The sequence below is a fragment of the Kribbella alba genome (genome assembly GCF_039529635.1).
Taxonomy (GTDB): Bacteria; Actinomycetota; Actinomycetes; order Propionibacteriales; family Kribbellaceae; genus Kribbella; species Kribbella alba.
This window is the reverse complement of record NZ_BAAANE010000002.1, coordinates 102,944-116,810: the sequence shown is the minus strand read 5'-3', so window position 1 is coordinate 116,810 and position 13,867 is coordinate 102,944. Positions and strand designations below refer to the sequence as shown.

The following is a 13,867-nucleotide window of genomic DNA, read 5'->3' as shown; positions in this document are numbered from 1 at the left end:
TGGGTGTGGATCTTGTAGAGGCTTTCCAACTCCAGGCTGCGGCTTGTGAGGATCTGGGCTCACCCCTGTACGCCGATCTGCTGCGGCGGATCGTGGACGACTACGAGCTCGGCGGGGTGTCCACCAAGGTCCTCGCCGGGTACGAGGCCGAGCCCGGCCCCTCGGCGCTTGCCCTGCGTTTGCTGGGCTCGGTGCACCGACTAGTTCTCGCTGGGGAAGCACCGGAGCTTGCCGCGTTCTACCCGAGTGTCGGCGGCGAGTGGGACCCGGTGCTCGGTTGGGAGGCGTTCGAGCAGGTCCTGCAGGCGCGCGGCCCCGAACTGCGCAGCCTGCTGACCCAGCCGCCGCAGACGAACGAGGTAGGTCGCTCCACTGCGTTGTATGGCGGCCTGCTGCGTCTGGCCGAGTCGGTGCCCCTGCCGGTGCGGCTGTTCGAGATCGGCACGAGCGGCGGGCTCAACCTGCGCGCCGACCAGTTCCGGTACAACCTCGCCGACGGGACCGGCTTCGGCCCCGCCGACAGCCCCGTGCAGTTCACCGATGCCTGGTCCGGCAGGCCGATCACCCCGGCGCCGGACCTGCGGATCGTCGAGCGGATCGGCAGCGACATCGCCCCGGTGAACCCTCTCAGCGAGGACGGCGCGCTCACACTCACGTCGTACATCTGGCCCGACATGTTGGCCCGGCTCGACCGCCTCCGCGGCGCGCTGGAGGTCGCCCGGAAGGTGCCGGCCGACGTACGCCGGGAAGACGCGCTGTCGTTCCTCCGCGGCGTCGAACTGGCAGAGGGGCACGTCACGGTCATCTGGCACTCGGCGATGTGGCAGTACCTCACACCCGAGGAACAAGTCGGCGCCGACGAAATGATCGCCGCCCTCGGAGCCCAGGCCGCCCCGACGGCTCCGCTGGCCCGCCTCTGCCTCGAACCGATGCGCCGTACTGCGGACTCGCCGCACGAGTTCCTCATCGTCCTCCAGGTCTGGCCGACTGGAGTGACCCGAATCCTGGGTCACGCCGAACCCCACGGCCTACCCGCCGTCTGGGAATGAGGTTGCGTCCGAAGGCGCGCGGGGCCGGACCCTCAGCCCTTCGGACGCAAGGGATTCATCGGGTGAACCGCGAAGGGCTTCGTGCTGACAACACCAGGCGGTGGCTGCTGATGTCACCGACCGGCGGCCCGATCACCAAATCAACTTCGCCGGGTTGCGATGGAAGGGTGGAAGGGATGACAGAGCCAGATAGCGTCTGCTTATGTCACGCCTGACGCCTGACGCCTGACGCCTGACGCCTGACGCCTGACGCCTGACGCCTGACGCCTGACGCCTGACGCCTGACGCCTGACGCCTGAGGCGCAGGGTGTGGATGGTGGCCTCCGACGCCCCTACCTCCCGGATGCAGCCGCTTTCAGTCGCGCCCGTGGTCCGTCGGCCCATGGCGCGTTTTCGGCGGCTGCCACCTCCCAGGACTGTGCAGACCATCGCGCCGCGAGCCCTCCCCGAGCGACGGTCTCCCGCTAGCCGCCTCCCAGGCCGGCGCCTGCCCACTCAAGAACCGCATCACATCGAGCCCGTCCGCCCCCGACACCGTGCTAGTGCCAGCTGTGTCGAAAGTCGCCGAAGTGCCACGATCTCGGCGGATGTGATCCGGTGGGGCCACAGCGCCGAAGTCGTTGCTTTGGGCAAGCGTGCTGGGTCGGTGCGTCCGATCCCGGGTCGCCGCAGAGCTGACTTCGGGCGTCAGCGTCCGTGCCCCTTCGAGCGTCAGCGTGCGTGCCGCTTCGGGCGCGGGGGAGTCGGCGGGGAAAGTCTGGGCCGGGTGGGCCCGGTAGTGGCGGCAGATCTCGTCGACCTTGGCGTTCAGGCTGAGACGAATGTCCTCGGCTGCAAGCTCTCCCGCAGCAGTCGAGCTCTGGTGCAAGGTCGGCCAGTGGGGATGCAGCATCGCCTGGATCAGCACGGCCCGCACCGCCCGCCGATCCTGCTCACGATCGGCAACCACCTCCGGCAACCGATTCCTCACCACGCCGTCTGCCAGCTGATCGAAGTGCATGGCCGCGGGGCCGCCAGTCGCCTCCGCGAGAAACGCGTAGCGATCCTTGGCCGGACCCGACACCTGCGTCACCAGACTGTTCATCGCCGCGTATGCACCCGGGTATTGCGGCTCACCCGGCCGCAGCCCCGGATAGCCCGCGTTGACCGTGAAGACCTCGAAGTCGTTCATGGCCCGAAGCTCCGCGAACCCTTCCATCGCGCCCCGCGCGTGGAGAGTTCGTACGGCGTTGGGCTCGTCAGGCGCGTCGGTCTGCATCCCAGCATGGGTTGCCTCGTGCAGAACCGTTGCCAGCGCCTGCGCCTGTTCGTCCTGAATGGAGGCCGGGGATGAAGGACTCAGGTGCTGGAGCACGAATGCTTCAGACATCCGCATATCGCCGGTCCTCGGGTCAAAGCTGCCCCAAGCGACCTTCGTGGTGGTGGCGTAGAGATCGCCGCTCCAACGGTCGACCGGGGTAGGCCGAATACTTCGAGCCAGTCGATACAGCCGCGCGAATTCGCGGTAGACGGCTGAGTCGCGCGGGACCGGCCGGTCACCGTCGCGCATCGGCTAGTGGGCCTGTCCGGGTGGGTCCTCCAACGGCCAAGTCGGGTCGCGCAGTTCGTTCTCGATGTGCTCCAGAACTCGGGTCATCGCGCGGATGTGCGGGGCTTCATCCTCGGCGGCTCGGTCGGCGATCTCCCAGATTTTGCGGCGGGCTTCCTCCAGGGCGGCGATTTGCTCTTCGACGGTGCCCCCATCGGGATACGCGTTGGCGTGGACCTTGCCCGCCTCGTGGTAGAGCGCGCTCCATTGCCTGGGTGGTGGTGGCGGGTCGGCCAGGCGGTCGATCAGGGTCTTCGTCCAGGTGCGGTCATGTTCTGAGGCGTCGTCCGGGACCAGCGCGCGCAGCTTCTCCTGCTCTGCCGCAACGTCGGTGCCGTCCTGGTTGCGCACCTTGTCGCGGGCGCGTGAGAAGGCCGTGTTGAACTCGGCCAGATCCAGCGGCATGGGGTCTCCTCGGTGATCGTGCTGCCTACTGAAAGTCACGATATCCAGCTGGCGAGCGGGCCGTCGGTGGTTATCCACACGGAGCGCGGTTGCTACTGGGCGGGGTGGGTGGTGCGGAGGGCCGGTAGACTCGTCGAGTTGCCCGGGTCTGTTGGGGCGACCATCTGCTCCACCGAAAGAAACGGACTGTCCTCTCGTGTTCGACACGCTTTCCGACCGCCTCTCCGCCGCGTTCAAGAACCTGCGCGGCAAGGGCAAGCTGACCGACGCCGACATCGACGCGACCGCGCGCGAGATCCGGATCGCGCTGCTGGAGGCGGATGTCGCGCTGCCGGTGGTGAAGGAGTTCATCGCCGCGGTCAAGGAACGGGCCGGCGGTGCCGAGGTGCGCGGCGGGCTGAACCCGGCGCAGCAGGTCATCAAGATCGTCAACGAGGAACTCGTTCGGATCCTCGGTGGTGAGACCCGGGAACTGCGGTTCGCCAAGCGGCCGCCGACCGTGATCATGCTGGCCGGTCTGCAGGGCGCCGGTAAGACCACGCTCGCCGGGAAGCTCGCGAAGTGGCTGAAGGAGAGCAAGCACCAGACCCCGATGCTGGTCGCGGCCGACCTGCAGCGCCCGAACGCTGTCACCCAGCTGCAGGTCGTCGGTGAGCGGGCCGGAGTGCCGGTGTTCGCTCCCGAGCCAGGCAACGGAGTCGGTGACCCGGTCGAGGTCGCGCGGCAGGCGATGGAAGAGGCGCGGACCAAGCAGCACAGCGTGGTCATCGTCGACACGGCCGGCCGGCTGGGTGTCGACGAGGAGCTGATGAAGCAGGCCGCGGACATCCGCGACGCGGTCACCCCGGACGAGATCCTGTTCGTCGTCGACGCGATGATCGGCCAGGACGCGGTCAACACCGCGCAGGCCTTCCTCGACGGCGTCGGCTTCGACGGCGTGGTGCTGGCCAAGCTGGACGGCGACGCCCGCGGTGGCGCCGCGCTGTCGATCGCGCAGGTCACCGGCCGCCAGGTGATGTTCGCCTCGAACGGCGAGAAGCTCGAGGACTTCGACGTCTTCCACCCCGACCGGATGGCCTCACGCATCCTCGGCATGGGCGACGTGATGAGCCTGATCGAGAAGGCCGAGCAGTCCTTCGACGCGGAGGAGGCGGCCAAGACCGCCGCCAAGCTGCAGAAGAAGGGCGGCAAGGACTTCACCCTGGACGACTTCCTCGCCCAGATGCAGTCGGTCCGCAAGATGGGTCCGCTGACCAAGATCTTCGGCATGCTGCCTGGCGCGGCCCAGTTCAAGGACCAGCTGGAGAACTTCGACGAGCGCGAGATCGACCGGATCGAGGCGGTCATCCACTCGATGACGCCGGCCGAGCGCACCGACCCGAACATCATCAACGGCTCCCGGCGGGCCCGGATCGCGAAGGGCTCGGGCACCGAGGTGGCCACCGTCAGCGGTCTGGTCGAGCGGTTCTTCGAGGCCCGCAAGATGATGTCCGCGATGGCGTCGGGCAAGGGCATGCCAGGGCTGCCGGGAATGCCCGGAATGCCGGGCATGGGCGGCGGCAAGAGGGCGAAGCAGGTCAAGAAGGGCAAGGCCAAGCGTGGCTCTGGCAACCCTGCCAAGCGGGCCAACCAGGGGTCCGGTGAGCCGGCCGCCCCGCAGCCCGGTCAGCTGCCCGCAGCCTTCGGCGGTGGCGCCGGAGCCGGCGCCGACGGTTTCGAGCTGCCCGACGAGCTGAAGAACCTGCTCGGCCCGAAGTGACCTACCCGCGCGAGGCCGCCCCCAACGGGCCCGCTCGAGGTAACTGCTCGTGTTCGGCGCGGCGTCATCGACAGTTCAGGAACTGTTCTGTTCAGGCGTGAATGGAGCGGTGCGCGACGGCCCGCTGACCGTTCGTTACTCGATCCCCTCACTTTTGGGCACTCCGGAACTGGTTGCCCAAAACGATCCGGCCGCTAAGATCGTGACAACGCCCGAAGCGACACGAGTACTGCGGAACGTTGGGGGACGGTTCGATGAGGCAGCAGTTCAAGGATCTGGACACGTGGCGGGGCAAGTTGACCGCGACGTGGATCTGCCTTGCGCCGCCCGCCGCCATGGTCGCGATCTTCATCGCCGGCGGTGTTCCGTCCAACCAGTTCGTGGTGGATGCGCACGCGTTGACCCAGCCTCGGCAGGACTCGGTGTTCGACGGCCTGGCGACCGACGTACCGACCCAGCCGGGCGTCGACGGCAGCGTCGGAACCGAGAAGCGCTCGTCGATCGACGTTCCCATCACGGGTGCCGTCAACCCGACACAGTCGGTGATAGCAGGAGTCAGTGGAGACGCCTCCGGCATTCCCGGCACTGTGCTCGCCGCGTACCAGAAGGCGGCGAACGACCTCGCCGCGGCCAAGCCGGCCTGCCACATCACCTGGCCGCTGCTGGCCGGGATCGGCAAGGTCGAGTCCGCCCACGCGAGCGGCGGTCGGGTCGACGCGGCCGGCAACACCCGCGGCAAGATCCTCGGCCCGGTGCTCGACGGTGGGCCAGGTATGGCGGCGATCAGTGACACCGACCAGGGCCGGTACGACGGGAACACCCAATGGGACCGGGCGGTCGGTCCGATGCAGTTCATCCCGGGCAGTTGGGCCGCCTTCGGGGCCGACGGCAACGGTGATGGGGTCAAGGACCCGCACAACATCTTCGACGCGACCCGCGCGGCGGGGGACTACCTGTGCGCCGGCGGCTCCGACCTGAGCAACCCGCAGGGTCTGGTCCAGGCCGTGCTCAGGTACAACCACTCCATGGACTACGTGTCCACGGTGCTCCGGTGGATGCAGTCGTACAGCAAGTCCACCGTGACGATCCCGGACACCCCGGGCACGATCGCGCCGCCCGCCGGCGATCAGGGCAACGTCCAGAAGGACAACACCCCGATCCCGGGCGACAGGACCGGTTCGGACCCGACCTCCGCGGCCACAAGCAACCCGACGACCGCGCCGAGTCAGCCGACGTCGACCACGCCGGGGAAGCCGCCGAGCTCGACCACCAATTCGACGCCGCCCCAGTCGCCGACTACGAAGCCCACGTCGCCGAGCCCGAAGCCGCCGGTCACCGTTACGTCGAGCCCCAGGCCGCCGGCGACAACGCCCACACCGACGGCGCCCCCGCCGAGCTCGACACCACCGGATCCTTCGACGTCGACCACGCCTCCGGCGAACACCACCAGCTCGCCGGCGACCACCCCGCCAGCGACGCCGTCGGACACGCCGCCAGCTGCGCTTCCGCCGTGCGATCCGACCGGGCCGCCGCCTGCTCCGGTCCCCACCCCGACGTGCACCCCGGCGCCGGCCAGTCAGTCCTCGGCCGCGGGCAGCAGCCCGCTCTCGGCGTCGGTGACCACTACTCCCTCGGCAACACCCTGATGCAGTTGAAGCCCCCAGAGCTCGGCAGACTGGCTCTGATAACCACCTGCTCGTCGGGCCGAACGCACTAGCGGTTTCCTCAGCTAGGGTCACGCCTGGGCCGGAGTCACCTCAAGACCCGTTTCCAGGGACCGGGCCCCGGCCTTTCGGGGAGCTGCCTGGCGCGGGGTTGAGCGCAGTACGGGTGCCTTCTCACAGGGTGTTATCGGGTCAGGTAACTTTCCGTCGTACTTCGGTAACTTTCTGGCGTGTGGGTCGTTGTGGGAACTATGCGCCTAACCCGTAGTGGTAACCGTCGGGTCAAAATAATCATCGCTTCACTGTGCACGGCCCCCCTCCTGGTGGGGGCCATCGTGACAGTCGCCTCGGGAGGGACCGGTGCCTCCGGTCAACTCGCGGCGGACAGCCCGGTCGCCCCATCGCCTGGGGCCGGGCTGAACAGTGGTGAATTCGACGAACTGACCATGATCGTCCCGCAGCGTCCTGGAGTGGACGGCCGGATCGGATCTGACAAGCCCGCCCGTGCCGATGTGCCCGTGCAGGGCGCGACCGACGGCCGGTCCGTGGTCCGGCCGGGACGACCCGATGCCGTCAACGGCATCCCCCGCGGGGTCTTCCCCGCCTACCGCCGGGCCACTGCGAATCTCGCCGTGGTCCGCCCCAACTGTGGGCTCACCTGGCCGCTCCTGGCCGGCATCGGCAAGGCCGAGTCGAACCATGCGAGCGGTGGCCGGGTCGACGTGGCCGGCACGACCCGCGGCAAGCTGCTCGGTCCCGTGCTGAACGGCAAGGGCGGCACCGGCCGGATCAAGGACACCGACAAGGGCCGTTACGACAGCGACCTCGTCTGGGACCGCGCGGTCGGCCCGATGCAGATCATCCCGGGCGTGTGGGACGAGTTCGGCGCCGACGGCAACGGTGACGGCTTCCGCAACCCGAACAACGTGTACGACGCGGTCACCACGGTCGCGGTCTACCTGTGCTCCGAGGGCGACGACCTGAAGCGCCCGCGGGACCTGGTCGCGTCCCTGCTGCGGTACCAGCACTCCAAGGACTTCGTGGCCACGGTGCTGCGCTGGATGCGCGTCTACAGCAAGAGCGCGGTGCTCATCCCGAACGCGAAGGGCAACCTGTCCGCCCCGAAGGCGGCCGGCAACGCCGAGCGCAAGGTCGACCCGCGGGCCGTTCCGGACGTGCCGGACGACCCGAAGCCGGGCACCGCGACGAAGCCGACGAAGCCGACAACGACGGCCAAGCCGAGCATCCCGGACCCGATCCAGACCCCGACCACTCGTCCGACCAAGCCGACGCACCCGCCGACGGACACGCCGACGCCGACCCCGTCGGACACGCCGACGCCGTCCGACCCGCCGACTCCGACCCCGTCGGACACCCCGACCCCGACGCCGTCGGACACCCCGAGCGGGTCGCCGTGCGCGGCCGAGACGAACCCCACTCCTTGCACCCAGGGCAGCGGCTCGCACGGCTGACGCCTCTGCGGTTACGGTCGGCGGTATGTCCGACGTAATCAGGCTCACCGGCACGGTGCTGCCGGCCGGTGAGCAGCAGGAGATCCACCTCAGCGGCGGGCTGGTCGTCGACCGGCCCGCCGCTGCTGACGTCATCACCGTCAGCACCGGCGGCTGGATCGTGCCCGGCCTGGTCGACGCGCACTGCCACATCGGCCTGGATCAGCGGGGCGCGGTCGATCCCGAGACCCAGGAGCAGCAGGCGATCGCCGACCGCGACGCCGGCGCCCTGCTGGTCCGCGACGCCGGCGCACCCACCGACACCCGCTGGATCGACGACCGCGAGGACCTGCCGAAGATCATCCGGGCCGGTCGCCACATCGCCCGCTCGAAGCGGTATATCCGCAACTACGGCTGGGAGATCGAGCCCCACGAACTGGTCGCGTACGTCGAGCAGGAGGCTCGCCGCGGCGACGGCTGGGTCAAGCTCGTCGGCGACTGGATCGACCGCGACGCCGGCGACCTCACTCCCTGCTGGCCCGCGGAGACCTTGACGGCTGCGATCGCCCGCGCCCACGAACTCGGCGTCCGGGTCACCGCGCACGTCTTCGGCGAGCACGCGCTGCCGGATCTGCTGGCCGCCGGGATCGACTGCATCGAACACGGCACCGGCCTCCTGCCCGGCATGCTCGACCGGATGGCCGCGGCAGGTGTCGCCGTCGTGCCGACGATCATCCAGCTCGAGAACTTCCCGCAGTACGCCGATCAGGCGGCCGAGAAGTTCCCGGTGTACGCCGCGCACATGCGCGACTTGTACGACGGGAGACGGGAGACCCTGCGCGCGGCTGTCGAGGCCGGGGTGCCCGTATTCGCGGGCACGGATGCGGGTGGCGTCCTCGGCCACGGGCTGGTTGCTGAAGAGATCCAGGCGCTGACCACGATCGGCATGACCGGCGAGCAAGCCCTGGCAGCCGGTTCCTGGGCAGCCCGCGAGTGGCTCGGCGTCCCCGGCGAGCTGGCGCCTGGCGCCCCGGCCGACCTCGTCGTGTACTCCGAGGACCCGCGCGCCAACCCCGCAGTACTGGTTCATCCGCAGCTGATAGTCCTCCGCGGCCGTATCGTCAAGCGCTGACAGTGTCGTCGAACAGTGACCGGCTAATTTCAGTCTGTGACGGGAAATATTCACCTAGGTACTGGTCTAGACGGAAGAAATTGCCCTAGCGTGTGGCGCACCCGCCGACGCCCCTCGGTGGGACGGACGTCGCGGGAGGCGCGGCGGACGTCGCAGGGAAGGAACAACCCCGATGGGTAAGACCGCCCGAGTACCCAGACTGACCGCGGTGCTGGCCGCCGCAGCCGCTGGCGCGATCGCGCTGAGCGGAGCGCTCCCCAGCAGCGCCGCCCAACCGCCCGAGCCGATCGGCTCCGCAATGCCTGGTGAACTCGCCAAGGCCTTCGAGACCGCGGCCACCAGGTACGACGTACCCCGGGAGGTGCTGGTCGGCATCGGATACGCCGAGTCCCACCTCGACGGCCACGACGGACTGCCGAGCCAGGACAACGGCTACGGCGTGATGCATCTGGCCGGCAACCCCACCAACCCGACCATGTCCGAGGCGGCCAAGCTGACCGGGCTGCCGGTCGAGAAACTCGCCAAGGACTCCGGCTCGAACATCATCGGCGCCGCCGCCGTGCTGGACTCGTACGCCGACAAGGCCGGGCTGCAGGGGTCCGCCCGCAAGGACCTGGCCAAGTGGTACACGGTGGTCGCGCAGTACCCGCACTCCGCCGACGGCCCGACCGCGCGGCTCTACACCGACGAGGTCTACCGGATCATCGGTCTGGGTGTCGGCGCCGAGGGGGTCACGTCAGCGCCCAAGCAGGTGAACCCGGACCGCGGCAGCTACGCGAACGTGGCGCCGCTCGGCACCCGGACGAAGGCCTCGCTCGCGGCGGCGGACTACCCCGGCGCGATCTGGAACCCGGCCAGCGCCAGTAACTACAGCGTCGGCCGGACGAGTGCCGTCAGCACCATCGTCATCCACGTGACGCAAGGCTCGTACGCCGGCACGATCAGCTGGTTCAAGAACGCGTCGGCCCAGGTGAGCGCGCACTACGTGGTCCGGTCCAGCGACGGGCAGATCACCCAGATGGTGGCCGAGAAGGACACCGCCTGGCATGTCCGCAGCGCGAACCCGTACACGATCGGCATCGAGCACGAGGGATTCGTGGACCAGCCGTCGTGGTTCACCGACGCCATGTACCGGGCCTCGGCCGTGCTGACCAAGAACATCGCCGAGCGGCGCGGGATCCCCAAGGATCGGGCGCACATCGTCGGTCACAACGAGGTCCCGGGCAACGACCACACGGATCCAGGGCCGAACTGGAACTGGAACTACTACATGCAGCTGGTCAACGGTGGCAACCCGAACCCGCCGACGTACAACTTCACCACGTACGGGAGCGGCGTACGGGTCCGGTCGGACGCCAAGGTGACCGCGCCGATCGTCGCCACGCTCGCCGGCCCGACGCAGGTGTTCGTGGTCTGCCAGAAGCAGGGGGACCCGGTGACCGCCGAGGGCACCACCAACAACTGGTGGTCCAAGCTGCGCGACCAGGGCGGCTACATGACCAACATCTACATCGACCACCCGGCGGCGCAGCTGCCCGGCGTACCGATCTGCACCTAGGCCGCGGCGGTCGGGGGGCGCCAGGCCTCGAGCTCTCGGACCTCCAACTCCAGCCAGGCAGGTAGGCGACGACGCCGGGCGAGGGCAGCAGGCAACCTGGGCAGGGCCGCGGCCAGGGTGTCGAGGCCTGCCTCAGACAACTGACGGGCAACGACTGGCCACGGTCGACGCATCACCGTCGTGAGGAGCGCGTTGCGAGTGATGCGTGTCCGGCGGGCCGTGTCGGTCTGCCTGACCTTGGACGGGTGGTGGTGCACGACCAGCTCCGGGACATAGCGCAGTTGCCAGCCGGCGGCCGCCAGATCCACTGCCACCCGGTCCTCCTCCCCGGCGAAGAACACCACCGGGTCGAATCCGCCCACGGCCAGGAACGCCTCCCGGCGCACGACCGCGCCGCAGGCCGCGAACCCGAGAACCGCTTTGCCGGGAGCATCGCCGGCGGCGTCGAGGGGGGACTCGGCCATCAGCCGGCACAGCGGATCTTCGGTGTTGTCGCGGCCGAGCAGGATGCGGGCAGCGAGCAGCCCGACCCGTGGATGTTCGTCGAGCAGGGCAGCGGCGCCCGCCAACGCGCCCGGCGCCCACCACGAGTCGTCGTCGGCGAACGCCACGTACGGCGTCGTCGCGCGCCGGACGCCTATGTTCCGCGCCGGCGCGCCGAGATTCGCGCCCAGCCGAACCACGCGGACGTAGGGAAACAGCCGCTCGACGGCATCGGCGGTGGCGTCGTCGGAACCGTTGTCGACCAGGATCACCGGGTCGTCGTGATAGGCCAGGCTCCGCAGCACCTCCGCCCTACGGTTCCGGCTGATCACGACGGTGGTCACCTGCCGAACCGCCATCGCCGGCCTCCCGTCTCCGGCGCCAGCGGTGCCCATCGCTGAACCCGATAAACCGGCCAGACAGCAGCGGGCCCCGGATCCCCTTGCGGCAAGGAGATCCGGGGCCAGCGCTGTCAGCAGACAGGTACGCCTGGCAGCTGTGCTGCTGGGTTGTCGATGTAGATGTTGCTGATGAAGCCGCCCTGGTCGCGCAGCTTGGACCACCAGTTGTTCGTGTATCCCTCGGCGGTCACTGTGTCACCCTGCTTCTGGCAGGTCACCCAGACCGAGGTCGGACCGGCCAGGGTGGTCACCACGGCCGCGTTCAGCCGGGCGTCCGCGCGGACCCGGATGCCGGATCCCCAGGTCATGAAGGCTCCACCGGTACCGCCGCCGCAACCGTTGTCGCTGGTCAGGTAGTACTGGTTGTACGAGCCCGGGTAAGCCAGTGCGGAACCGTTGATGACGATGTTCTGGCCGACCCCGTTGAGCAGTTGCTCGTAGTGGATGTGCGGCCCGGACGAGTTGCCGGTGCTGCCGGTGACGCCGATCTGCTGGCCCTGGGAGACCTGCTGGCCGTTGGCGACGGAGTACGCCGAGAGGTGGAAGTAGTACGTCTTCCAGCCGCCGCCGTGCTCGATGGCGATGTAGTTGCCGGCGCCGCTGGGCTGCGAGAACCGGTACGCCGTACCGGCTGCTGAGGCGAGCACCGGAGTCCCGTTGGTGACTCCGCCGTCGGCGCGAACGAAGTCGAGCGCGCGGCGGACCTCGGCCGAGTGGTGGTCGTAGGTCCAGCGTTGCCCACAGGGGAACGGGGCCTTGAAGTTGGGAGCGGCCATCGCCTCGGTCGGTACCGCCACCAAAGTGGCGGCACCGACCAGGAGCGAGGCGAGGACAGCGAGGAATCGTCTGAGCGGCACGATGATCAGTCCCTACGCGACCGGTCACGGGCGGTGATACCCGTAACGCCTGGAGTGATGGCATCAAGCTAGCGCACCGGAAGTGAGTAAGGAACAAATCAGACGGGCCGACCGTCAATGATTAACCTACGGTCGAATAGTGCCTTGCGTCAGGCCGGGGTGATCTCGTCTGGCACGGCCTCCAGCGTCGGCGTCTTGCCGTTGCTGCTGAGCGAATCGATCAGCTGCTTGGCCAGCGCGAAGCCCGAGCCACCCATGGTGATGGTCTTCACCAGGGTGTCTTCGATGCCTTGGGCACCATTCAGCACGACCATGTTGCCGACCTTCTCGAAGGAGCTGGCGGCCGCCCGGACGATCTCCGGGTAGGCCTCGGCCAGCTGCTGTGCGACGACCGCGTCGGTGTTCGTGGCCAGCGCCTCGGCGCGCGCCTTGATACCGGCCGCCTCGGCCATCGCCTTCGCCTGGACCGCGAGCGCCTCCGCCTTACCGTTCAGCTCGGTCGCCTTCGCCTGGGCTTCACCGCGCAGGGTGACCTCCCGGGCCTGGGCCTCGGCGGCCGCGATCTGCGCGTCCCGGGCGGCCTGTGCGAGCGTGCGCTGCTTGTAAGCCTCCGCATCGGCCGGTTTCAGCACGCTCGACTCGAGCTGCTTCTCGGCCAGCGAGGCGTTCAGCTTCGCGGTCTCGGTCTCGGCGACCACGACTTCCTGGCGGGCCAGCGCCTCGGCCAGCGGGCCGGACTGGGACGCCTTGGAGTTCGCCTGGTCCACCTCGGCCTGGTAGCCGGCCTGGGCGATCGAGCTCTGCCGCACCGCGGCGGCCTTGGCAGCGGCGGCGACCTGCTCGCGCTCGGTGGCCTCCCGGTCCCGCTCGGCCTGCGCGATCCGCGCGGCCGCCTCGACCGCCGCGGCCTGTGGACGGCCGAGGTTGCGGATGTAGCCGGACTCGTCGTCGATCTCCTGGATCTGCAGGGAGTCGACCACCAGGCCGAGCTTCTCCATGTCGCCGGCCAGCGAGCCGCGGATGTTGGTGGTCAGCGTCTCCCGGTCGTGCAGCATCTCCTCGACCGTGGTGGAACCGACGATCGCGCGCAGGTGACCTGCGAAGAGCTCGTGGATGGTGGACATCACCTGCTCGTCGCTCTGCTCCAGGAACCGCCGGGCCGCGTTCGCGATCGAGCCGTAGTCGTCACCGACCTTGTACGCCGTGACGCCCTTGATGTGCAGGGGAATCCCCTGACTGGAGACACAGGTGACGGTCAGGGGAGTCGCCCGGATGTCGAGCGGCAGCCGCCGTACGGTCTGGAAGCCGGGCAGCACCGCGGTGCCGCGGCCGACGACGATCTTGAAGCCGAGCGTCTCGTTGATCTGCTCCTGGCTCGAGTGCGCGCCGAGGCCGGAGATGATCAGCGCCTCGTTCGGCTCGGCTACCCGCCAGACCATCCGGAACAGGAGCAGCAGAATCACCAGCGCGACGGCGCCGGTGATGAGGTACGTCCAGAGCATTTCCCCTCCAGGGAACAA

The 13,867-nt window shown here is 69.0% G+C and carries 11 protein-coding genes; 6 read left to right on the top strand and 5 right to left on the bottom strand.

Annotated features, from left to right (window positions below; all coding sequences use genetic code 11):
• Positions 1-5: 5 nt before the first annotated feature.
• Positions 6-1,049, top strand: coding sequence for a DUF2332 domain-containing protein (locus ABD210_RS02530; RefSeq protein ID WP_344108189.1), 1,044 nt, complete (start codon positions 6-8; stop codon positions 1,047-1,049).
• Between the two features lie 355 nt (positions 1,050-1,404).
• Here ABD210_RS02530 and ABD210_RS02525 read toward each other — a convergent pair whose 3' ends face one another.
• Both ABD210_RS02525 and ABD210_RS02520 read right to left on the bottom strand, forming a co-directional pair.
• Entirely contained in the window at positions 1,405-2,598 is a 1,194-nt protein-coding gene (locus tag ABD210_RS02525) for a hypothetical protein (RefSeq protein WP_344108186.1), read from the bottom strand.
• A 3-nt stretch (positions 2,599-2,601) separates the two neighbouring features.
• Entirely contained in the window at positions 2,602-3,042 is a 441-nt protein-coding gene (locus ABD210_RS02520; protein ID WP_344108183.1) for a hypothetical protein, read from the bottom strand.
• 196 nt (positions 3,043-3,238) lie between these two features.
• Between ABD210_RS02520 and ffh the strand changes: the two genes are divergently transcribed.
• The 5 genes from ffh (at position 3,239) to ABD210_RS02495 (ending at position 10,606) form a co-directional block, all read left to right on the top strand.
• Positions 3,239-4,801: a signal recognition particle protein gene (gene ffh / locus ABD210_RS02515; RefSeq protein WP_344108181.1), complete on the top strand. Its 1,563-nt coding sequence runs from the start codon at positions 3,239-3,241 to the stop codon at positions 4,799-4,801.
• A 254-nt stretch (positions 4,802-5,055) separates the two neighbouring features.
• Positions 5,056-6,447 (top strand): lytic murein transglycosylase, encoded by a 1,392-nt coding sequence (locus tag ABD210_RS02510; protein ID WP_344108179.1) that lies wholly within the window; start codon positions 5,056-5,058, stop codon positions 6,445-6,447.
• A 353-nt stretch (positions 6,448-6,800) separates the two neighbouring features.
• Positions 6,801-7,937 carry a lytic transglycosylase domain-containing protein gene (locus ABD210_RS02505; RefSeq protein ID WP_344108177.1) on the top strand — a complete coding sequence of 379 codons (1,137 nt, stop codon included), beginning with the start codon at positions 6,801-6,803 and terminating at the stop codon, positions 7,935-7,937.
• Between the two features lie 25 nt (positions 7,938-7,962).
• On the top strand, positions 7,963-9,048 hold the full coding sequence (locus tag ABD210_RS02500; RefSeq protein WP_344108175.1) for an amidohydrolase family protein: 1,086 nt from the start codon (positions 7,963-7,965) through the stop codon (positions 9,046-9,048).
• A 172-nt stretch (positions 9,049-9,220) separates the two neighbouring features.
• Positions 9,221-10,606, top strand: coding sequence for an N-acetylmuramoyl-L-alanine amidase (locus ABD210_RS02495; protein ID WP_344108173.1), 1,386 nt, complete (start codon positions 9,221-9,223; stop codon positions 10,604-10,606).
• Here the strand turns inward: ABD210_RS02495 and ABD210_RS02490 are convergent.
• The 3 genes from ABD210_RS02490 to ABD210_RS02480 all read right to left on the bottom strand — a co-directional run bounded on the left by ABD210_RS02490 (position 10,603) and on the right by ABD210_RS02480 (position 13,849).
• A complete protein-coding gene (locus tag ABD210_RS02490; protein ID WP_344108171.1) occupies positions 10,603-11,448 on the bottom strand; it encodes a glycosyltransferase family 2 protein in 846 nt (281 codons plus the stop codon). The genes ABD210_RS02495 and ABD210_RS02490 overlap by 4 nt on opposite strands.
• Before the next feature lie 113 nt (positions 11,449-11,561).
• Complete coding sequence (locus tag ABD210_RS02485; RefSeq protein WP_344108169.1) at positions 11,562-12,347, bottom strand: M23 family metallopeptidase; 786 nt, start codon at positions 12,345-12,347, stop codon at positions 11,562-11,564.
• Between the two features lie 149 nt (positions 12,348-12,496).
• On the bottom strand, positions 12,497-13,849 hold the full coding sequence (locus ABD210_RS02480; RefSeq protein ID WP_344108167.1) for a flotillin family protein: 1,353 nt from the start codon (positions 13,847-13,849) through the stop codon (positions 12,497-12,499).
• Positions 13,850-13,867 lie beyond the last annotated feature (18 nt).